Annotated in this window: 18 protein-coding genes and 1 other RNA gene; 13 read left to right on the top strand and 6 right to left on the bottom strand. The window is 67.9% G+C overall.

The genetic code is table 11. The features are described 5' to 3' along the window. The first annotated feature begins 9 nt into the window (after positions 1–9). The 4 genes from cobC to AB0876_RS24575 are packed head-to-tail and all read left to right on the top strand — an operon-like array spanning position 10 to position 4,025. Complete coding sequence (gene cobC, locus AB0876_RS24590) at positions 10–1,032, top strand: Rv2231c family histidinol phosphate aminotransferase CobC (protein ID WP_491840536.1); 1,023 nt, start codon at positions 10–12, stop codon at positions 1,030–1,032. Beyond that, entirely contained in the window at positions 1,029–2,162 is a 1,134-nt protein-coding gene (locus tag AB0876_RS24585) for a Nif3-like dinuclear metal center hexameric protein (protein WP_491840537.1), read from the top strand. The genes cobC and AB0876_RS24585 overlap by 4 nt, the downstream gene beginning before the upstream one ends. Positions 2,163–2,190: 28 nt before the next feature. Further along, a complete protein-coding gene (locus AB0876_RS24580) occupies positions 2,191–2,919 on the top strand; it encodes a zinc ribbon domain-containing protein (protein ID WP_491840538.1) in 729 nt (242 codons plus the stop codon). Next, positions 2,916–4,025 carry a bifunctional RNase H/acid phosphatase gene (locus tag AB0876_RS24575; protein WP_491840539.1) on the top strand — a complete coding sequence of 370 codons (1,110 nt, stop codon included), beginning with the start codon at positions 2,916–2,918 and terminating at the stop codon, positions 4,023–4,025. Before AB0876_RS24580 ends, AB0876_RS24575 begins: the two co-directional genes overlap by 4 nt. Position 4,026: 1 nt before the next feature. On the opposite strand, the gene relB is transcribed toward AB0876_RS24575, so the two are convergent. Further along, entirely contained in the window at positions 4,027–4,608 is a 582-nt protein-coding gene (gene relB, locus AB0876_RS24570) for a type II toxin-antitoxin system RelB family anti-toxin (protein WP_491840540.1), read from the bottom strand. 48 nt (positions 4,609–4,656) lie between these two features. Between relB and AB0876_RS24565 the strand changes: the two genes are divergently transcribed. Both AB0876_RS24565 and AB0876_RS24560 read left to right on the top strand, forming a co-directional pair. Further along, positions 4,657–6,210: an FAD-dependent oxidoreductase gene (locus tag AB0876_RS24565; RefSeq protein WP_491840541.1), complete on the top strand. Its 1,554-nt coding sequence runs from the start codon at positions 4,657–4,659 to the stop codon at positions 6,208–6,210. Positions 6,211–6,246: 36 nt separating this feature from the next. Beyond that, positions 6,247–7,536 (top strand): HNH endonuclease, encoded by a 1,290-nt coding sequence (locus AB0876_RS24560; RefSeq protein WP_526043149.1) that lies wholly within the window; start codon positions 6,247–6,249, stop codon positions 7,534–7,536. Between the two features lie 10 nt (positions 7,537–7,546). Here AB0876_RS24560 and AB0876_RS24555 read toward each other — a convergent pair whose 3' ends face one another. Beyond that, a complete protein-coding gene (locus AB0876_RS24555; protein WP_491840543.1) occupies positions 7,547–7,966 on the bottom strand; it encodes a VOC family protein in 420 nt (139 codons plus the stop codon). Positions 7,967–7,975: 9 nt separating this feature from the next. After that, positions 7,976–8,428, bottom strand: a complete 453-nt coding sequence (locus AB0876_RS24550; RefSeq protein WP_526043148.1) for a helix-turn-helix transcriptional regulator — start codon at positions 8,426–8,428, stop codon at positions 7,976–7,978. A gap of 29 nt (positions 8,429–8,457) precedes the next feature. On the opposite strand from AB0876_RS24550, the gene rnpB reads away from it, so the two are divergent. Continuing rightward, positions 8,458–8,860, top strand: an RNA gene (gene rnpB, locus AB0876_RS24545) — RNase P RNA component class A. A gap of 11 nt (positions 8,861–8,871) precedes the next feature. Here rnpB and AB0876_RS24540 read toward each other — a convergent pair. After that, positions 8,872–10,362 (bottom strand): CYTH and CHAD domain-containing protein, encoded by a 1,491-nt coding sequence (locus AB0876_RS24540; RefSeq protein WP_526043147.1) that lies wholly within the window; start codon positions 10,360–10,362, stop codon positions 8,872–8,874. 162 nt (positions 10,363–10,524) lie between these two features. On the opposite strand from AB0876_RS24540, the gene AB0876_RS24535 reads away from it, so the two are divergent. Continuing rightward, on the top strand, positions 10,525–11,223 hold the full coding sequence (locus AB0876_RS24535) for a TetR/AcrR family transcriptional regulator (RefSeq protein ID WP_526043146.1): 699 nt from the start codon (positions 10,525–10,527) through the stop codon (positions 11,221–11,223). A 10-nt stretch (positions 11,224–11,233) separates the two neighbouring features. Continuing rightward, positions 11,234–12,019, top strand: a complete 786-nt coding sequence (locus tag AB0876_RS24530; RefSeq protein ID WP_526043145.1) for an enoyl-CoA hydratase/isomerase family protein — start codon at positions 11,234–11,236, stop codon at positions 12,017–12,019. 19 nt (positions 12,020–12,038) lie between these two features. On the opposite strand, the gene AB0876_RS24525 is transcribed toward AB0876_RS24530, so the two are convergent. Together AB0876_RS24525 and panB are read right to left on the bottom strand one after the other, a co-directional pair. Then, the gene (locus AB0876_RS24525; protein WP_526043144.1) at positions 12,039–13,868 is read right to left on the bottom strand and encodes a BamB-related PQQ repeat family beta-propellar protein; all 1,830 of its coding nucleotides are present in this window, start codon (positions 13,866–13,868) and stop codon (positions 12,039–12,041) included. Positions 13,869–13,968: 100 nt separating this feature from the next. Then, complete coding sequence (gene panB / locus AB0876_RS24520; RefSeq protein ID WP_055115148.1) at positions 13,969–14,814, bottom strand: 3-methyl-2-oxobutanoate hydroxymethyltransferase; 846 nt, start codon at positions 14,812–14,814, stop codon at positions 13,969–13,971. A gap of 14 nt (positions 14,815–14,828) precedes the next feature. Here panB and AB0876_RS24515 point away from each other — a divergent pair, with 14 nt between their 5' ends. The 4 genes from AB0876_RS24515 (at position 14,829) to glnA (ending at position 20,955) form a co-directional block, all read left to right on the top strand. Then, positions 14,829–16,364 (top strand): WS/DGAT/MGAT family O-acyltransferase, encoded by a 1,536-nt coding sequence (locus AB0876_RS24515; protein ID WP_526043281.1) that lies wholly within the window; start codon positions 14,829–14,831, stop codon positions 16,362–16,364. 65 nt (positions 16,365–16,429) lie between these two features. Further along, positions 16,430–17,947, top strand: a complete 1,518-nt coding sequence (locus tag AB0876_RS24510; protein ID WP_491840549.1) for an alpha/beta hydrolase — start codon at positions 16,430–16,432, stop codon at positions 17,945–17,947. A gap of 88 nt (positions 17,948–18,035) precedes the next feature. Next, positions 18,036–19,562 carry an alpha/beta fold hydrolase gene (locus AB0876_RS24505; protein ID WP_526043143.1) on the top strand — a complete coding sequence of 509 codons (1,527 nt, stop codon included), beginning with the start codon at positions 18,036–18,038 and terminating at the stop codon, positions 19,560–19,562. Between the two features lie 52 nt (positions 19,563–19,614). Further along, positions 19,615–20,955 carry a type I glutamate--ammonia ligase gene (gene glnA / locus AB0876_RS24500; protein WP_526043142.1) on the top strand — a complete coding sequence of 447 codons (1,341 nt, stop codon included), beginning with the start codon at positions 19,615–19,617 and terminating at the stop codon, positions 20,953–20,955.

Raw genomic sequence — 20,955 nt, 5'->3', positions numbered from 1 at the left:
TGTCGTGCTGTGCCGAACCCACCCCGCGCAGGCGCCCGCTACCACGGCGACCAGGCCGCATTGCCGGGAATGCTGGACTTCGCGGTCAACGTCCGCCCCGGTGGGCCGCCGGTCTGGCTGACCGACCGCTTGGCCGCCCGACTGCCGGACCTGGGCAGCTACCCGACCCAGGCCGATCAACGCCGTGCGGTGGAAGCCGTGGCGACGCGGCACGGCCGAGCCACCGACGAGGTGGCGCTGCTGGCCGGTGGAGCCGAGGGCTTCGCCCTGCTCGCCGGGCTGCGGCCACGGTTGGCTGCGCTGGTCGCCCCATCGTTCACCGAACCCGAAGCCGTCCTGGCCGCAGCCGGTGTGCCGATCCAGCACGTGGTGCTGCCGCCGCCGTTCACGCTGACCGGAGCTGTCGTGCCGGAGGAAGCGGACCTGGTGGTCATCGGCAACCCCACCAATCCGACCGGGGTGCTGCACCGCGCCGACGACATCCTGGTGTTGTGCCGGCCGGGTCGACTGGTGGTGGTGGACGAGGCGTTCGCCGACGGTATTCCCGGTGAGGCGCAGACACTGGCCCGCGAATCACTGCCCGACGTGCTGGTGTTGCGCAGCCTGACCAAGACCTGGGCACTGGCCGGGCTGCGGGTGGGATACGCCCTCGGCGCGCCCGACGAGCTGGCCCGACTCACCGCGCCGCGTCCGCACTGGCCCCTGGGCACCCTGCAACTGGAGGCCATCGCCGCGACCGGCAGTCCGGAGGCCGTGGCCGAGGCGGACGCCTCAGCCCGGCGGCTCGCCGGGTTGCGGGCCTCGATGGTCGCCGGGCTCGAGGAGCTCGGATTGGGCGTGGTGGCGGGCGACGCGCCATTCGTGCTGTTCACCGTGCCCGACGCGGAGCTGATGCGGAAACATCTGGAAAGCAAAGGCATCGCGGTACGGCGTTGCGATACTTTCGTGGGCCTGCCGGAAAACTACCTGCGTGCTGCGGTGCGGCCGGAATGGCCCGCACTCGTCGACGCCATGACGGAGGTACTGCAATGAGCGCGCGACCGGCCGGGGTGCCGTTGGCCGACGTGATCGCCGCCCTGGACGCGGCATACCCGCCGCACCTGGCCCACGACTGGGACTCGGTCGGGTTGGTGTGCGGCGACCCCGGCGAGCCGGTGGAATCGGTCACGATCGCCGTGGACGCGACCGAGGCCGTGGTCGACGAGGTCCCGGACCGCGGCCTGCTGTTGGCTCACCACCCGCTGCTGCTGCGCGGCGTGGACACCGTCGCGGCCGACACCGCCAAGGGCGCGTTGATCCACCGGTTGATCCGCACCGGCCGGGCCCTGTTCTCCGCCCACACCAATGCCGACGCGGCCTCACCCGGCGTGTCCGATGCGCTGGCCGAGGCGTTGGGTCTGAGGGTCGACGCGGTGCTGTCGCCGGTGGCATCCGGTCCCGATCTGGACAAATGGGTGGTGTTCGTACCGGCGGCGGACGCGGCGACGGTGCGCGAGGCGTTGTTCGACGCGGGCGCCGGGCGCATCGGCGACTATTCGCACTGCAGCTGGAGTGTGGCCGGAACCGGCCAGTTCCTGCCGCACGACGGGGCCGCCCCGGCCATCGGCGAGGTGGGCACCGTCGAGCAGGTGGCCGAGGACCGGGTCGAGGTGATCGCGCCGTCGCGGCTTCGGTCCACCATCCTGTCTGCCCTGCGGGCCGCGCACCCCTACGAGGAACCTGCCTTCGACATCTTCGCGCTGGCGCCGATCCCCGGGGACGTGGGCATCGGTCGGATCGGGCAGCTGGATCGGCCAGAGCCCTTGTCGGCGTTCGCATCCCGCGTCCGAGCTGCGTTGCCGGCCACCTCGTGGGGGGTGCGGACCTCGGGGGATCCCGACGCCATGGTGTCGCGCGTCGCCGTCTGCGGGGGAGCGGGCGACTCACTGTTGGGCACAGTGGCCCGCGCCGACGTACAGGCTTACGTCACCTCGGATTTGCGGCACCATCCCGCTGATGAGCACCGACGCCTGTCACCGGTCGCGCTCATCGACGTGGCGCACTGGGCCACCGAGTTCCCCTGGTGTGCCCAGGCCGCCGGAGTCCTGCGCGGGCAGTTCGGTGACGCGCTGAAGGTGCGAGTGTCCTCCGTACGCACCGACCCGTGGAACGTCGAGTGCTGATCGCTACCAACAACATGAAAGTCAGGGCATGAAAGCCGAAGTAAAACAACAACGTTCGCTTCTCGCGCTGACGGAGGTCGATGCCGAACTCGGGCGCATCGAGCACCGCGCCAAGCACCTGGCCGAACAGCAGAAGGTGGACGAGGCACAGGCCGCGCACGCCGCCGCCGGTGACGGGGTCGGCGTGCTCGGCATCGCCCTGGAAGACCTGGAAGCCCAGGTGACCAAGCTCGAAAGCGAGATCGACTCGGTCCGTCAGCGGGAGGACCGCGACCGCAAGCTGATCGACGGTGGCACGGTGGCCGCCAAGCAGGTCGCCGAGATCCAGCATGAGCTGGAAACCTTGCAGCGCAGGCAATCGAGCCTGGAGGACTCCCTGCTGGAGCTCATGGAACGCCGCGAGGAACTGGCGGGACAGCAGGCCGAAGCGATGCAGCGCATCGATGACCTTCAGGCCGCGCTGTCGTCGGCACAGCAGGCCCGTGACGCGGCATTGGTGGAGATCGACCAGGCCAAGCACCAGGCGGTGACCCGCCGCGAAGGACTCGTCGGTCTGATCGATCCTGAGCTCGTCGGTCTCTACGAACGCCTGCGCTCCCGAGGCGGGGCAGGTGCCGGGTTGCTGCAGGGCCGGCGCTGCGGCGCTTGCCGGATCGAGATCGACCGCGGTGAGAGCGCCCGGATCGCTGCGGCGGCCGAGGATGACGTGCTGCGCTGCCCCGAGTGCGGAGCGATCCTGCTGAGGTTCAAGCAGTGAAGGTTCTCGTCGAGGCCGACGGCGGATCCCGGGGAAATCCGGGACCGGCGGGCTACGGCGCGGTGGTGTTCGACGCCGAACACACCGCAATACTGGCCGAACGTAAGGAATCGATCGGCCGCGCCACCAACAACGTCGCCGAATACCGCGGCCTGATCGCCGGTTTGGAGGCCGCTACCGAGCTGGGCGCGGACGAGGTGGCAGTGTCGATGGATTCCAAGCTCGTCGTCGAACAGATGTCGGGACGCTGGAAAGTCAAGCATCCCGACCTGATTCCTCTGCAGCGCCGGGCGGCTGAGCTGGCCGCGGGCTTCGACCGGGCCAGCTACACGTGGATTCCGCGCGAACGCAACAGCCATGCCGACGGGCTGGCGAACGAAGCCATGGACGCTGCGGCAGGCATTCTCACCGAGCAGCCTGCGCCCGAGCCGGCCAAGGAGCCCGTGCAGGCCGAGAAGGCTGCGCTGTCGGCGCCGGGTTGGACCGGTGCGACCGGCGCTCCCACGCGGCTGTTGCTGCTGCGGCACGGTCAGACCGAATTGTCCATCGCCCGGCGCTATTCGGGCCGCGGGAACCCGGTGCTGACCGAGGAGGGGCGCAGGCAGGCCGACGCTGCTGCGCGGTATCTGGGCGCCGGCGGGGGTGTCGCGGCGGTGGTCAGCTCGCCGCTGGAGCGGGCCTATGAGACCGCAGCGGCGGCGGCCAAGGCGCTCGGCGTCGACGTCCGTGTCGACGATGACCTGATCGAGACCGACTTCGGCGCGTGGGAAGGACTGACGTTCGCCGAAGCCGCGCAACGGGATCCGGAACTGCACCGGCGCTGGCTGCGTGACACCAGCGTCGAGCCGCCCGGTGGCGAGAGCTTCGATGCGGTGGCGCACCGTGTCGGTCGGGCCCGCGACCGGATCGTCGCCGAGTACGGCGCGGCAACGGTTCTGGTGGTCTCGCACGTGACCCCGATCAAGACGATCCTGCGGCTGGCGCTCGATGCGGGGGAGGGCATCCTGTACCGGCTGCACCTGGATCTGGCTTCGCTGTCGATCGCCGAGTTCTACGGCGACGGTGGATCTTCGGTGCGGTTGGTGAACCAGACCGCATACCTGTAGGTCAGGCGTGCAGGTGTAATTGTTCGCCGTGCGGGCCGAAGATCGTGATCGCCTCGACCGGTCCGTCGATGACCCCGAACCAGTGCGGGGTCCAGGTCGAGAACTCCACGGCCTCACCGGGTTTGACGACGAAGTCCTGCTCGCCGAGGATCAGGCGCAATTGGCCCGACAACACGTACATCCAGTCGCGTCCTTCGTGGACCGGGAATTCGGCGGGTGGCTTGCGGCGCTTGGCACTGATCCGGATCTTGTAGGCGTGCAGCCCGGACGCCGGGCCCTGCCGGGTCAACGGCCAGTAGGTGATGTCGTGGTGGGTGTGTGAGCTGCCGGTGACCCGGGGATCCTCGGCCTGTGGCGCGCGCAGTAACTCGTCGGTGGTGACCGACAGCGCGGCGGCCAGTCGGGGTAGGTGGTCCAGGGCGAGTCGGCGCTTGCCCGATTCCAGCCGGCTCAGCGTCGATACGTCGATCTGGGCGCGGCGCGCAACATCTTCCAGGGTGAGCCCGCGTTGGGCGCGCAACTCACGAAGCCGGCTGCGGACCAGGGCGTCGATGTCGGCCGGATCGGCTGCGTTTGCCTCCATGGCAAATTAGCTTGGCACTTTGCCATGTGATTGGGCAAGCTCGAAGTCATGGAGAATGTTTGGGACTGCGTAATCGTCGGTGGTGGGGCGGCCGGACTGAGTGCGGCGCTGGTGCTGGGCCGGGCCCGCCGGCGCGTGCTGCTCGTCGACGCGGGGAATCAGAGCAACCTGGCCGCACCCGGCATCGGTGGTCTGCTGGGCAGTGACGGCCGTCCGCCTGCCGACCTCTATGCGGCAGGCCGCGCCGAGTTGGCTGCCTACCCCACCGTGGAGGTGCGCACCGGCGAAGTCGTACGTGGTGAGCCCGGATTCGCCCTCGAGCTGGCCGACGGAACCCGCGAGCAGGCGAGGACGATGCTGTTGGCCACCGGCATGGAGTACCGCGCGCCGAACATCGCGGGGCTCGAAGGCCTCTGGGGCGGCTCGGTTTTCCACTGCCCGTTCTGCCACGGCTGGGAGATGCGCGACGCGCCGGTCGCCGTGATTGCCCAGGGCGACCGTGCGGTGCACTCGGCGCTGATGATGCGCGGCTGGACCGAGGATCTGGTCGTATTGACGAACGGGGACAGTGGGCTGGACGACGCACAGGTCAAGCAGCTGGACGCGGCCGGAATCAGTGTCGACGACCGTTCGATCGCCGGCTTCGTCGCCCGCGACGGTGAACTCGAAGCGGTCGAATTCGCCGATGGCACCCGGCTGGCCAGGCGCGGTGCGCTCGTCGCCGCCACACTGCACCAGCGCTCGCCGCTGGCCGCGCAACTCGGGGCGGTCTCGGCGCCCGGGCCGATCGCCGCCGATGCGCTGCTCGTTGACGGGTTCGCACGCACCTCGGTGCCGGGCTTGTTCGCCGCGGGTGACCTGAGTGCCCAGATGCCCCAGGTGGCCGCGGCTGTCGCATCGGGCAGCCAGGCCGGCGCCGCCGTCGTGCAGCACCTGCTCGGCGAAGACGTCGGACTGCCGGTGCCGCCGTGGCCCGCGCAGACGGCCGTCACTGCCCAGTACTGGGAACGGCATTACGGGCAGCGCGGCCGCATCTGGAGCGGCCGGGTCAATGCTCAGCTGGCGAAGATCGCCGAGGGCCTGCCCGCGGGCCGGGCTCTCGATCTGGGCTGCGGTGAGGGGGGCGACGCCGTCTGGCTGGCCGAACACGGCTGGGAGGTCACGGGAGTCGACGTCTCCGAAACCGCGCTCGCCCGGGCCGCGGCCGAGGCGCGGGAACGTGGTGTGGCGGAACGGATCACGTTCGAACGCCACGACCTGTCCGAGAGCCTTCCGGACGGTCGCTTCGACCTCGTCTCCGCCCAGTTCCTGCAGTCGCCGATCGGCATGGACCGTGCCGCGATGCTGCGTCGCGCCGCCGGTACTGTGGCCGACGGCGGCCTGCTGGTCGTTGTCGATCACGGGGCTGCGCCGCCCTGGGCTCCCGAGCATGTCCGGAAATTTCCGTTCCCCAGCGCCGACGAGGTGGTCGACTCGCTGAGCCTCGACGACGCGCAATGGGAACGGGTTCGGGTGGGTGCCGACGAGCGGGAGGCGACCGGTCCCGATGGGCAACCCGGCACCTTGATCGACAACGTGATGGTGTTGCGTCGTTTGGGCTGAATCGACTTGTCGTACCCGTGTGGCATAGTCGAATGTATGTTCGATATTGCGGGTTTGGCGCAGGTCAACCCACATGCCGATGAGGCCGAGTTGCATCGGCGCATCGAGGAACTCGAACGGGCCAAGTCGGCTGCGGCCGCCGGCCAGGCCCGGTGCGCGGCCTTGTTGGACGAGAAGCGCCGGGCCGACGAGGCGGCGGCGCGGGTGCCGAGGGCCAAACGAGGTCGTGGGGTGGCCTCGGAGATCGCGCTGGCCCGCCATGATTCGCCGACGTGTGGCAGTCGGCATCTCGGGTTCGCCAAGGCGTTGGTGTACGAGATGCCGCACACGTTGGCGGCGCTGGAGTCCGGTGTGCTGTCGGAATGGCGGGCGACTTTGATCGTGCGGGAGTCGGCATGCCTGACGGTCGAGGATCGCCGGGCGCTGGATGCCGAGATGTGTGGCGATGTCACCAAGCTTGACGGTCTGGGAAACGGGCGGATCGAGGCGGAAGCCAGGAAGATCGCCTACCGGCTGGATCCTCAGGCATTCGTCGACCGGATGGCGAAGGCAGCGGAGGATCGAGATGTCTGGATCCGGCCCGCGCCGGACTGCATGGCGCGGCTGACGGTGTTGTTGCCGGTGCAGAAGGGCGTGGGCGTGTATGCGGCGCTCAAACGCAGCGCTGATACGACGTTCGACGGCCGGACGCGCGGCCAGGTGATGGCCGACACCGTGGCGGAGCGGGTGACCGGCCGCCCCGCCACGGTGCCCGAGCCGGTGGCGGTGAATCTGTTGCTCTCCGACCAGACTCTGGTCGGGGAAGACGAGAATCCGGCCGTGGTCGAGGGATACGGACCGGTGCCGGCGTCGGTGGCCCGTTCCCTCGTGAGTGACGCGGTGGCCGACGAGCGGTCGCGGGCCACCCTGCGGCGGCTCTACCGACACCCGAAATCCGGGGCGCTGGTGGCGATGGAGTCACGGTCGCGGCTGTTTCCCAAGGCGCTGGCCCAATTCATCGGATTGCGGGACCAGACCTGCAGAACCCCCTACTGCGACGCCCCGATCCGCCATTACGACCACGCCCAGCCGCATGCCCGGGGTGGTCCCACCAGTGCACGCAACGCTCTCGGCGAGTGTGAACGGTGCAACTACGTCAAAGAATCACCCGGGTGGAGAGTGACGACCAGTGACGAGAACGGTGTGCACACAGCCGAATTCGTCACCCCGACCGGCGCGGTCTACCGGTCCACCGCCCCGCCGCCACCCGGGCCCATCGAGAGGTACGACAGCGTGACCGAGCTGCGGGTCGCGATCGAGTTCGCGCGCTGCGCGCCCGCGGCTTAGTCACTGCGGTTCAGTCCGTGCGTTGGGTCAGTCGGATGCTGTTGCCCGACGGGTCACGGAATCCGGAGTCGATGCCGTAGGGCATCTGATTGGGCGGCTCGGTGAACTCGACGCCGCGGGCAGTGAGCTCCTCGTAGCTCTTCTGGCAGTCGTCGGTGGTCAGAAACACCGTGCCGGCGAAGCCCTTTGCGGTCAGCTCCTGGACTTGCTTGCGGGTCGTTTCATCCATCACGGGCTCGCCGGGCACAGCCATCAGCACGATGCCGACGTCCTCCTGTCCCGGCGGGCCGACCGTGACCCACCGGAAGTTGCCCATCTCCTCCGGAAACGAAACATCTTCGCGCACTTCCATTCCCACCTTCTCGGTCCAGAACTTCAACGCGACTTCCTGATCGTGAACCCACAGATGCGTGTAAGCGATTTTCATCATGAGCAGACGCTACGTCCGCTCCGGCCCGGCCGTCTTCTCCGTTTGTGCTGTCTTGGCCCGTCCGGTGTGCGCGCGCCGGGTATCGCGCGCCAGAATGCAACTGGGCACCGGGGCGCGCAGCATCGCAGGCGGCAGGCCGGCGCGATAGGCCGCCGGAGGCTTGCCGTACACGCGAGCGAAACTTGTGGTGAACGACCCCACGCTGTGCAGGCCGACCATCACGCAGATGTCCGCCACCGAGCGGTCGGTGTTGCGCAGCAGTGCCGCAGCCCGCTCCAGGCGCCGGCTCTGCAGATGGGCGCGCGGAGACTCGCCGAAGGTGCGGGTGAACATGCGGCTGAAATGCGCACGGGACAAGCCGGCCGCCGCGGCAAGGTCGTCGACGGTGATCGGATCCGCGTAGCGGGCGTCCGCCAGATCCTTCGCGCGGAGCAAATATCGTGCCGGTGGCACCTGAGCCATGATTTTGAGGGTAGTCTGACCAGCGCGAACGAGTTGGCTGGGCGGCCGCGGCACCTTCGGGTGTCGAGGAAAGTCCGGACTTCACAGAGCAGGGTGATTGCTAACGGCAATCCGAGGCGACTCGCGGGAAAGTGCCACAGAAAACAGACCGCCACCTGAGCCCTTGCGGCCAGGGGTAAGGGTGAAACGGTGCGGTAAGAGCGCACCAGCACCCCGGGTGACCGGGGTGGCTAGGCAAACCCCACCCGAAGCAAGGCCAAGAAGGCCGCAACCTGGTTGCGGCCGCGCAGGCGTTCGAGGGCTGCTCGCCCGAGCCTGCGGGTAGGCCGCTCGAGGCACCCGGCAACGGTGTGTCCAGATGGATGGTCGCCACTGACCCTCCTGGCAACGGGAGGGCCAGCACAGAATCCGGCTTACAGGCCAACTCGTTCGCCCCCAGCCCCCTAGTGGGCCTTGCGCACCGCCTTGGCCAGCTTCTTCAGCGCGTCGTCCAACAACGCCCGGGACTGCTGGGCGGCGTCGTGCTCCTGTTGATAGAGCAGCCCGTAGGTGAAGGTGTCCTCACCGGCGGCATGTGCGGCATCGGCTTGGGTGCTCAGATGTGCCTTGCTCACCACGCTGTCCTGGTGGTCGCCCAGCAGGGTCTGGATGCTCTTCGCCCGATCGGACACCTTGTCCGCCCCGGTCGCAGCCGCGGTGTAACGAAGCCGCTTGGCGCCCTTGCGGATCCGGTGTAGCGCCTCATCCTTCTCCTCAGCGCTGGCATCTTCGGCAGCCACCGCCGCAGCGGTCTTGGCCGCCTTGCGTACCCGCTTGTACGCGGCGTCGATACTCACCGAAGACTTTGCAGAGTCCGCGGATTCCGCCTGCTCGGCACTGACCAACTCTTCCAGTGAGTCCAGCAGCCGGAAGTAGCGCTGCGACCGCATCGCCAACAGGGAACGTCGCCAGCCGGCGGTGTAGCGGCGGTTGGCACCCTCGACCAGACGCTGGCGCACCGGGCCGCGGACCAGCTCGGCGGGCATCTCGTCCAGCGCGCGCTGATAGCGCTCGCCCAGCACCTCGGCATCACGGGCCACACCCAGGACGGCGGCCAGCGCCCGCAGCTCGTCGAGCACCCAGCCGTCGTCATCGAGTCCGAAGGAGTCCTTGGACTCCTGCAGCAGACTGCGGATCTTGCGGGTCGTCACCCGCATCTGATGCACCGAGTCGTAGGCGTCCGCACGTACCGCGCGGTCCCACTCCAGCAGTGCGTCGATCTGCTCCGCGATGGCCCGGTGTACCGGATCGGCCGGGGGAGTCGGGGCCGGGACCTGGTCGGTACCGAGGACTTTGGCCAGCTTCGAACCGTGCCCGGCCGGTTCCGCGCCGGCATCCGCCAGCCGGTTCGACAGCCGATCCATCAGGTCGTCGGGCACATCGGCGGTGAGCAGCTCCAGCTCCCACTCCCGCCAGCTCTGTTCTTCGCCCTCAACGGCCGAAGCGGTCACCCGGTCATCACAGAATTCGACGAGTGCGACGCCGTCCGTCCCGTGCAGTACCTCGACGCTGCGTTCGGTGCTGATCCGGGCCACCGGGGCCAGCGGACGATCCCGGACGATCGCCAGCACGATGTCGCGCAGATCCTCGGGCACCGTGTCGGTCCCCGCGCCCAGCGGGGTGCGGACCTCGGTGCGGGTGTCGACCCCGGCCGGGAGCTTCAGGTGCCAGCCCGCGTCGCTGCCGCCGGTGCGGCGCCGCAACGTGATGCGGTGCGCGGCCAGGTCGCGATCGGGGGTGTCGAAGTACACCGCATCCAGATGTTGGGTCGGGGTGTGCTCCACCTCGGTCACGGCCGACAAACCCTCGAACGAGGGCGAGACGGTGTCCTCGGTGACGGCGAACTTCCGCTCGATTTCGGTGTATCTCGCGGTCTTGGATTTGCCGGGAGCCATAGTCACCTTCGCTGTGCACCGGAGGCGGGAGATCGGATGGCACCAGCGTGCCATATCTGGGTGGGTGCCACGACCGGTGTCCGGTCACAGCAACATCAAGACTTGGCGCTGTCCCGACCGCGCTGTCGGTCAGGTCCGCAGACGTCTCTTACTGTTGCTGGCATGGGGGCTGAGACGACACCGGCGAACGCCAGTGCCGGGCGCGGACGCCCGCGGCTGGAGCGGCCGCGGCGACCGGGCACGACTGCCCGCGAACAGATCCTCGACGCCGCCGCCGAGCTGTTCACCAACCACGGCTACGCCAGCACGTCGACCCGGCGGATCGCCGACGAGGTCGGGGTGCGACAGGCCTCGCTGTACCACCATTTCGCCACCAAGGACGACATCCTCGACGCCCTGCTGGCAGGCACCGTCGACGAGGCCTTGCGCCTGGGTGCCGAACTGCTCGACGGCGCAGGTACGGCGACACAACGCCTGCACATCCTCGCCGTCGCCGATGCACGCCAGTTGTGTGCGGGACGGTGGAATCTGGGTGCCCTCTATCTGCTTCCCGAGCTCCGGACCGACCGGTTCGCGCCGTTCCGGCAACGGCGCGCCGAGCTTCGCGAGGTGTATCGCAGGTTGTCAGAGGCGGTGATCGCCGAGTGCGAGGGTCCACCCGCGGCCGCCGACCTGCCGTTCCGGTTGGTCGAATCGGTCGTCAACACCCGCTCCGACGAGGTCGAGGGCACGCCCGCGCAGCCCTGGGTGATTGCGGAGGCGGCGCTTCGGATCCTCGGGTTCGACGGCGACTTCAGTCCGCTGGTGACTGCCACCGCGGCCCGACTGGGGGTGCGACCGCCGCAAACCCCGGCCCGCTAGAGTTCGGGCCGTGACCGAGCCCACCTATGAAGCCATCTCGTTCGAACAGTCCGGAGCCGTCGCGTACATCACGCTGAACCGCCCGGACGCCGCGAATGGCATGAACGACACCATGACTCGCGAACTGGCCGACGCCGCGCGGCGCTGCGACACGCCCGCCACCAAGGTCGTGGTGCTGACCGGTGCGGGCCGGTTCTTCTGCGCGGGTGGCGACCTCAAATCGTTCGCCACCGCGCCCGACCGGGGCCGCTTCATCAAGGGCGTCGCCGACGACCTGCACCAGGCCATCTCATCGTTCGCCCGGATGGATGCCGTGCTGATCACCGCGGTCAACGGCACCGCGGCCGGCGCCGGGTTCAGCCTCGCGGTGACCGGCGACCTGGTCCTGGCCGCCGAATCCGCCACCTTCACCATGGCCTACACGAAGGTGGGCCTGAGCCCCGACGGCAGCGCGTCCTATCACCTGCCGCGGCTCGTCGGCCTGCGCCGGGCACAGGAACTCATCCTCACCAACCGCACGCTCACGGCCGCCGAGGCACAGGAGTGGGGACTGGTCACCGAGGTGGTCGCGGGCGACGAACTGGCCGCGCGTGCCGCCAAACTTGCCGAGCAGGTGGCCGCCGGGTCCGGCGGATCCAACGGTGCGGTCAAGTCGCTGCTGGTGTCCTCGTTCAAGAACAGCCTCGAAGAGCAGATGGCTGCTGAAGGGCGCTTCATCGCCGAGCGGGCCAACTCCGCCGACGGCCGCGAGGGCGTCGACGCGTTCCTGGCCAAGCGCAAGCCCGACTTCGCCTAGAAGCTCTGGCCGTGAAAGCTCAGGCGTAGCCCTCGATCACCACGGTCTCCATGTCGGGAACGTCCTGGCGTAGTGCCAACAAGACGCCGGGCGCGGCCACCAGTCCGAGGATCGCGTCGAAGGGGACTTCGGACACCGGCTGACACGTTGTGTTGCTGAACATCCGCAAGAACGAATGTTCGTCGTACCTGAAGTCCGGGCCGTAGTCGTAGACCACGAAGCCATCGCGCAACGCCACATAGCCCACGTCGGTCTGCCGGCGGTCCGGCAGTAGCGAGCCCGCGGCTTCTAGCGGGGTCGTAGTGGTGCATTTCGGTGTTCCGTCGCTGCCGTACACCGACAGCACGTCCCATGTGCGTTTGTATGCGAGGTGACTGACCAGAAAGTCCTCAGCCGGAGCCGGTGTCGGTTGTGCCGCCAGAGGCGGTTGCAGCGGCACGATGAGTTTCCTGCCCGGATCGACGTAGAAATCGTTAGCGCGGTGTGGGTCGTTCGCATCGACCCTTAGGTAGAGCCCAGCCGAGCCGGTCGGGTACGGGTACACCGAATAGTCGCGCCAGGAATCGTCATCGAGGGATACGTCTGGCAAGTACGTGTGCTCCCAGAACTTCTCACCGTTCTGCGGATCGACCGCGAGGATTTTCTGGTCCACCACGCGATGGCCGTCCTTCTCGCGCTCGCACCACAGCAGTGAGGCGAGCCGGTTGCCGGTATCGGCCGTGCGTTGCTCCTTACAGTCGCCACTGGGATTGGCCACTGACCACATTGGTCGACTGGTGCGGGCATCGAACCGGGTCCAGGTCTCTTCGGTGCGGTAGATGAGGAACGGACTGGGGTCATACAGTCCCGATTTGCTGAGGAATGCCGACGTCAATCGCGCATTTCGTCGCGTCCACAGGCGGTGCCCGGTGGTCGCGTCGAGGCCCACGAGAACGTATTCGGGATGTCGGGAGTCAGACGGTGCTGCACCGAGATCCGCGACCACTACGGTGGCGCCCTCGTCGTAGATTCGCGCCGACATGGCAGCTGGCCCCGGGCCGGTTCGGCGGTAATGCCAACGCTCTTGGCCGTCTGCACCGTACGCGGTGACGGCTCCGGCGTGAGTGAGCACGAAACCCGCTCCCGCAGGCCAGATTTGGTACTGGGGTGCAGCGGAGGTGCTGAGCGCCCCAGGTAATTTCACGCTGAATCTGTGCTGACCGAGCGCGGTCGGGTACGGCGGAATGTCGACTCGATCCGCTGTGGTCGCGTCGATGAATCTGGAGTCGTTACCGGCGAACCCCGCGGCGACGGTCACCGCGCCGGACAGCACGACCGCGACGACGACACCGACCACCAGCGCCGACTTCACGCGTCGAGTCCACCAGGGCAGCCCGAAGCCCGCGAACACCGTGGCGACTGCACCGGCGATGGCAAGCACCCAGGCGCCCACCGCCGCCGGCAGCGCCACCGTGATGGGGCCTTCACTCATGACATCGCGGAAGTGGCCAGGCACGCCGGTGCTGAACGCGGCGAGGAACACGAGCGCGCAGATCGCCACCACACCCACGGAACCCCAACGGGGTGGCGTGGCGGCTGTCCGCGGCCGCAGAGTGCGCTGGAGCGGGATCAGAAGCACTACGGCGACGACGGCTGCCGACACAGAAAGGAATGTGGCCGAGTTCCACGGATGCTCGTCGACGCCCGAAGGGGGCGCGGCATCGCCGACTACACCGAACTTGGCGTCGAGGCGACTCCAGACTGCCAGTGCAATCGCCGACAACAGCAGGACAATGGCGGCGCCGGCGGAGAATGACGCAATTCGACTCGGTGCGGTCCGGTCAGAGGGCTTGTCCTGGTCGCTGTTCACACACCCAATCGTCACACGGATCAACGCACCGCCAGATCAACAAAAACGTCGCTGAATCCGTTCTCCAGCGACGCTTTCGTTGATCTCGGCGGGGGAGAGATCAGTAAGAGTGCTCTTCGGCCGGGAACACCCCGGACGCCACGTCGTGGGCGTACTGCGTTGCGGCCCGGTGCAGTTCGCCGCCTACGTCACCGAAGCGCTTCACGAACTTGGCGGTCTTGCCACTGGTGAGCCCGGCCATGTCCTGCCAGACGAGCACCTGGGCATCGCAGTTGGGGCCGGCCCCGATGCCGACGGTGGGGATGGTCAACTTGCCGGTGATCTGCGTGGCCAACTCGGCGGGCACCATCTCCAGCACGACCGCGATGGCACCGGCTTCCTGCACGGCGATCGCGTCGTGAATGGTCTGCTCGGCGGCGTCGCCGCGACCCTGCACGCGGAACCCGCCCAGCCCGTTGACACTCTGCGGCGTGAAGCCGATGTGCGCGACCACCGGGATGCCCGCGGCGGACAGAGTTGCGATCTGATCGGCCATCCGCTCACCACCCTCGAGCTTGATGGCCTGCGCGCCGGTCTCCTTCATGAAGCGGGTGGCGGTCGCCAGGGCCTGGGTGGGGCTGCTCTCGTAGCTGCCGAACGGCAGGTCGGCGATCACCAGGGCGTGCGGGGCGCCCTTGACGACCGCGCGGGCCAACGGGATCAGCTCATCGATCGAGATCGGCACGGTGGTGTCGTAGCCGTAGACCACGTTTGCGGCGGAGTCGCCGACCAGCAGTACCGGAATCTCGGCCTCGTCGAATACCCGTGCGCTGGAGTAGTCGTAACACGTGAGCATCGCCCACTTGTGGCCTTCGGACTTCCACTTCTGCAGTGTGAGCGTGCGGACCTTGGTGCGCGGCTTGGCTTCGACAGAATCGGAAGCACCATAAACAGACTGTTCAGACATCGTCGTCCCTTGTGATGGTCGGTTCGATCCTCGAGGCCGCTCTGCGGTCCCCGGGTTCGGCTGACAAATGCAAGTCTGCCACTGCACGTAATGAAGGCCAAAGCGACGTTCGAGTGGATTTCCTCACAGTTTGTGCGCGGAGCCCTAACATCAGCGGCATGCAACGGCTCAGCGGACTCGACGCCAGCTTCCTGTACCTCGAAACTGCCGCGCAGCCCATGCACGTGTGCTCGGTGCTCGAACTCGACAGCTCGACCATGCCGGGCGGCTACACCTTCGACCGGATGCGTGACGCGCTTTCCCTCACGATCAAGGCGATGCCGCAATTCCGGGAGAAGCTGGCCGACAGCCGGTTCAATCTCGACCACCCGGTGCGGGTGGAAGACAAGGACTTTGACGTCAACCGGCACCTGCACCGGATCGGCCTGCCCGGGCCCGGTGGGCGGGCCGAGCTGTCCGAGATCTGCGGACACATCGCGTCGCTTCCGTTGGACCGGACCCGGCCATTGTGGGAGATGTGGGTGATCGAGAACGTCGCGGGCACCGACGCCCAGGCCGGAGGCCGATTGGCGCTGATGACGAAGGTGCATCACTCCGGCGTCGACGGGGTGACCGGCGCCAACCTGATGTCGCAGCTGTGCACCACCGTGGCGGACGCACCGCCTCCGGATCCGGTCGACGGCGTAGGCGACGCCACTGGCGCCGAGATCGCCATCAGCGGTGCACTCAGGTTTGTGACCCGGCCACTGAAGCTGGCCAACGTGCTGCCCACCACCGCGAGCACGGTCATCGACACGGTGCGCCGGGCAATCAACGGGCAGGCGATGGCGGCCCCGTTCAACGCGCCGAAGACCGCGTTCAACACCAACATCACCGGTCAGCGCAGCGTGGCGTTCGCCCAGTTGGACCTTGAGGACATCAAGACCGTCAAGAACCACTTCGACGTCAAGGTCAACGACGTCGTGATGGCGCTGGTGTCCGGCGTGCTGCGCACCTTCCTGCACGACCGCGGTGAACTGCCGGAAAGCTCGCTGGTCGCGATGGTGCCGGTATCGGTGCACGACCGCTCCGACCGGCCCGGCCGCAATCAGGTGTCGGGGATGTTCTCCAAACTCGAAACCAACATCGAGGATCCGGCTGAGCGGCTGCGCGCCATCTCGGCATCGAATTCGGTTGCCAAGCAACACAGTTCCGCGATCGGCGCGACGCTGCTCCAGGACTGGACCCAGTTCGCGGCACCGGCGGTGTTCGGTGCCGCGATGCGGGTGTACGCGGCCAGCCGGCTGTCGGGAGCCAAACCCGTCCACAACCTCGTCATCTCGAACGTGCCCGGGCCGCAGGACCCGCTTTACCTACTGGGGTGTGAGGTCAAGGCCATGTACCCGCTGGGCCCGATCTTCCACGGATCCGGTCTCAACATCACCGTGATGTCGCTGACCGGCAAGCTCGACGTCGGCATCATGTCCTGCCCGGATCTGCTGCCTGACCTGTGGGATATGGCCGACGACTTCCACGTCGCGCTCGACGAACTCCTTGCCGCTACCCGATAGCGTCGGGGCACCTCGTGACCAGGCCCGGCCTGCGGCGATGTCGTGTCATGGCAGCATGGTCAGCCATGAAGTTCAGGATGAGGTTCGGCGCGCTGCTGGCGATGACGGCGGTGGCCGCGGCGGGCTGCACCCAGGTGGTCGACGGCCAGGCCAAGATCGCCGTTCCGCGGCCCGGCACGCCGGTGCAATGGCTGCCGTGCAACGCCGGCTCCGGGGACCACGTGCAGATCCCCGACAACGCCGAATGCGGGATGCTGTCGGTGCCGGTCGACTATTCGAAACCTGACGGCGACGTCGCCCGCCTGGCGATGATCCGATTCCCTGCCGCGGGCCAGAAGATCGGCTCGCTGGTGATCAACCCCGGCGGCCCTGGCGAATCCGGCGTGGAATCGGCCGTCTCCCTGCTGTCGGGCCTGCCGCAGTCGGTCAAGGACCGCTTCGACATCGTCGGGTTCGATCCGCGCGGTGTCGGATCCTCCACACCTGCGGTGTGGTGCAACTCCGACGAGGACAACGACCGGTTGCGTGCCGATCCGACGGTGGAATACACCCCCGAGGGCGTCGAGCACCTGGAGAACGAGACCAAGAAGTTCGTTCAGCGCTGCGTCGACAAGATGGGCAAGGAGTTCCTGGAGAACGTCGGCACCGAGAACGTCGCCAAGGATCTGGATGCCATCCGCGCGGCCCTCGGTGACGACAAGCTGACCTACCTCGGCTACTCGTACGGCACCCGCATCGGCGCCACCTACGCCGAGCAGTTCCCGCAGAAGGTCCGCGCGATGATCCTCGACGGTGCCGTCGACCCCAATGCCGATCCGGTGGAAGAGGACATCCGCCAGGCCGCGGCGTTCCAGAAGGCCTTCGACAACTACGCCACGGACTGCACCACCAAGAACCCCGACTGCCCGCTGGGCACCGATCCGGCCAAGGCCGTCGAGGTGTACAAGAGCCTGATCGACCCGCTGGTGGAGCACCCCGCCAAGACCCGCGATCAGCGCGGGCTGGGCTACAGCGACGCCACCGTCGGCACCATCCTGCCGCTGTACTCGCCGAATCTGTGGCGGCACCTCACCGAGGGCCTGACCGGACTCAAGAACGGCAACGGGGATGTCATGCTGGCGTTGGCAGACCTCTACATGGGTCGAGATGCCAAGGGCCACTACAACAATTCGACCGACGTCCGCGTCGCGGTCAACTGCGTGGACAAGCCCGCGATCACCGACCGGGCCACCGTCGTCGAAGAGGACCGGCGGGCCCGTGAGGTGGCCCCGTTCATGAGCTATGGCGAGTTCACCGGACATGCGCCCATGGGCACCTGCGCGTTCTGGCCGGTACCGCCTACCAGCAAGCCGCACGAGATCTCGGTGAAGGGCCTGCCTCCGACCCTGGTGGTTTCGACCACCAACGACCCGGCGACGCCATACCAGGCGGGCGTCGACCTGGCCCGCCAACTCGGCGGCACCCTGGTGACCTTCGAGGGCACCCAGCACACGGTGGTGTTCCAGGGCAACAAGTGCATCGACGACATCGCCGCGACCTACCTCGTCGACGTGACGGTGCCCCCGCCCGGAACCCGTTGCTGACCGGTCCGACCGTCAAGGTCACCGGTTGGTCTCCGGCCGATCTCTGGTCGGCCTCAGGCGCAGACCCGGCGGTGGCCGCCGTGCGACCATGACTGCCGTGTGGTGGGCGGGCAGGCGGGCGGCGAGAGCTCTTGCGGTGACTCTGCTCAGCGCATCCGCGGTGGTGTGCCCGGTCGCCGTCCCCGTCGCGGCTGCTGCGCCGGAATCCGGGCCGGAGTGGGGAAGTTGCGCTCAATGGGTGCAAGATCCGGCACGGATTCCGATGGCGCAGTGCAGCACGGTCGCTGTTCCGATCGATTGGAATTCCCCGGACCCCCAAGGCGCACAAGCACAATTGGCCGTCATCCGGATTCCGGCCAGTGGTGAGCGGATCGGCTCCCTGTTCATCAACCCGGGCGGCCCCGGAGCCTCGGCGGTGGACACCGTCGCCGGCATGGGTGCCGCGCTGGCCGGCTCCCCACTCACCGATCATTTCGATCTGGTCGGCTTCGATCCGCGCGGCGTCGGGCATTCCACCCCGGAACTGCGCTGCCGAACCGACTCCGAGATCGACGCCTACCGCCGCGAGCCGATGGCCGATTACAGCCCGGCCGGGGTCGCCCACATCGAAGACGTCTACCGCCAGTTCGCGCAGCAATGCCTCGACCGCATGGGCGCACCGTTCCTGGCCAATGTCGGCACCGCCTCCGCCGTGCGGGACATGGATGCGGTGCGGGCCGCGCTGGGGGAGGAACAGATCAACTATCTGGGCTTCTCCTACGGCACCGAACTGGGCGGCGCGTACGCCGAACAGTTCGGGAACCGGGTGCGCACGATGGTGCTCGACGGCGCGATCGACCCGAGCCTGGATCCGATCACCAAGAACGTCCGCCAGCTCGCCGGCTTCCAGAAGGCGTTCGACACCTACGCTGCGGAATGCGCGACGTCAGCCGACTGTCCTCTGGGCACCGACCCTGCCCAGTTCGTCAGCCGGTACCAACGGCTCGTGGATCCACTGGTGACGACGCCACACCCCACCGCGGACCCGCGTGGACTCGGCTACGCCGACACGATCACCGGCACCGGCAACGCCCTGTACTCGGCGCGATACTGGCCGTACCTGACGAGCGGGCTGCTCGGATTGACGCGCGGCACCGACGCCGGTGACCTGCTGCTGCTCGCCGACGACTACTGGCGCCGCGACGAAGCCGGGCACTACCAGAACATGCAGGACGCATTCACCGCGATCCGGTGCGTCGACACGCCGTTCCCCACCGACCCGGCCGTGTGGGCCGACGCGGATCAACGGACCCGTGCTGCCGCCCCGTTCATGTCCTACGGCCAGTTCACCGGATACGCGCCGCGCGACATCTGCGCGCTGTGGCCGGTGCCCGCGACGTCGTCACCGCACCCGGTCACCGGGCCCGGACCGGGCAAGGTCGTGGTGGTGTCCACCACCGGCGACCCGGCCACGCCGTATCAGGCCGGGGTGGAACTGGCCCGGCAAATGGACGCGGCGCTCATCACGTTCACGGGCACCCAACACACCGTGGTGTTCAACGGGAACGCGTGCGTCGACACCGCGGTACTGAACTTCTTCGTCACCCAGGGCTCTCCCGGCGACCTCTCCTGCTAACTCCTTGCAGGCCCGTAACACAGAATTAACAGCCGATGCCTACGCTGCGCTCATGGACCGCCAGAAGGAATTCGTGCTGCGCACCCTGGAGGAACGCGATATCCGGTTCGTTCGGTTGTGGTTCACCGACGTCCTCGGCTACCTCAAATCGGTAGCGATCGCGCCCGCCGAACTCGAAGGTGCCTTCGAAGAGGGCATCGGTTTCGACGGCTCTTCGATCGAGGGCTTCGCCCGTGTCTCGGAGTCCGACACCGTGGCACGGCCTGATCCGTCCACCTTCCAGGTACTGCCCTGGACCACCAGCGCCGGCAAGCACTACTCGGCGCGCATGTTCTGCGACATCACCATGCCGGACGGCTCACCGTCGTGGGCAGACTCGCGGCACGTGCTGCGCCGGCAGCTCGCCAAGGCCAGCGACCTAGGCTTCACCTGCTACGTACACCCCGAGATCGAGTTCTTCCTGCTGCAACCCGGCCCGGACGACGGGTCAGTGCCGGTGCCGGCCGACAACAGCGGCTACTTCGACCAGGCCGTGCACGATTCGGCCCCCAACTTCCGCCGCCACGCCATCGAGGCGCTGGAGCAGATGGGCATCTCGGTGGAGTTCAGCCACCACGAGGGCGCGCCCGGCCAGCAGGAGATCGACCTGCGCTACGCCGACGCGTTGTCCATGGCCGACAACGTGATGACCTTCCGCTACCTGGTCAAGGAGGTCGCCCTGGCCGACGGCGTGCGGGCGTCGTTCATGCCGAAGCCGTTCGGCGAGCACCCCGGCTCGGCGATGCACACACACATGAGCCTGTTCGAAGGCGACACCAACGCCTTCCACAGCCCCGACGACCCGCTGCAGCTGTCCGACGTGGCCAAGTCCTTCATCGCAGGCATCCTTGAGCACGCCAGCGAGATCAGCGCCGTCACCAACCAGTGGGTGAACTCCTACAAGCGCCTGGTTCACGGCGGTGAAGCCCCGACCGCGGCCTCGTGGGGCGCGGCCAACCGCTCAGCGCTGGTGCGCGTTCCGATGTACACCCCGCGCAAGGCGTCGTCGCGGCGCATCGAGGTCCGCAGCCCGGACTCGGCATGCAACCCGTACCTGACGTTCGCGGTCCTGCTCGCCGCCGGTCTGCGCGGTGTGGAGAAGGGGTACGTGCTGGGCCCGCAGGCCGAGGACAACGTCTGGAGCCTGACACCCGAAGAACGGCGCGCCATGGGCTACCGCGAGCTGCCGTCCAGCCTGGGCAACGCGCTGGAGGCCATGGAGAACTCCGAGCTCGTCGCGGAAGCGTTGGGGGAGCACGTATTCGACTACTTCCTGCGCAACAAGCGCGCAGAGTGGGAGAACTACCGCAGCCATGTCACGCCCTACGAGCTGAAGAACTACCTGTCGCTGTAA

It is taken from the genome of Mycobacterium sp. NPDC049093 (assembly GCF_040704635.1).
Taxonomy (GTDB): domain Bacteria; phylum Actinomycetota; class Actinomycetes; order Mycobacteriales; family Mycobacteriaceae; genus Mycobacterium.
Note: the sequence above shows the minus strand (reverse complement) of the source record. Positions and strands in the feature narration are given on the sequence as shown.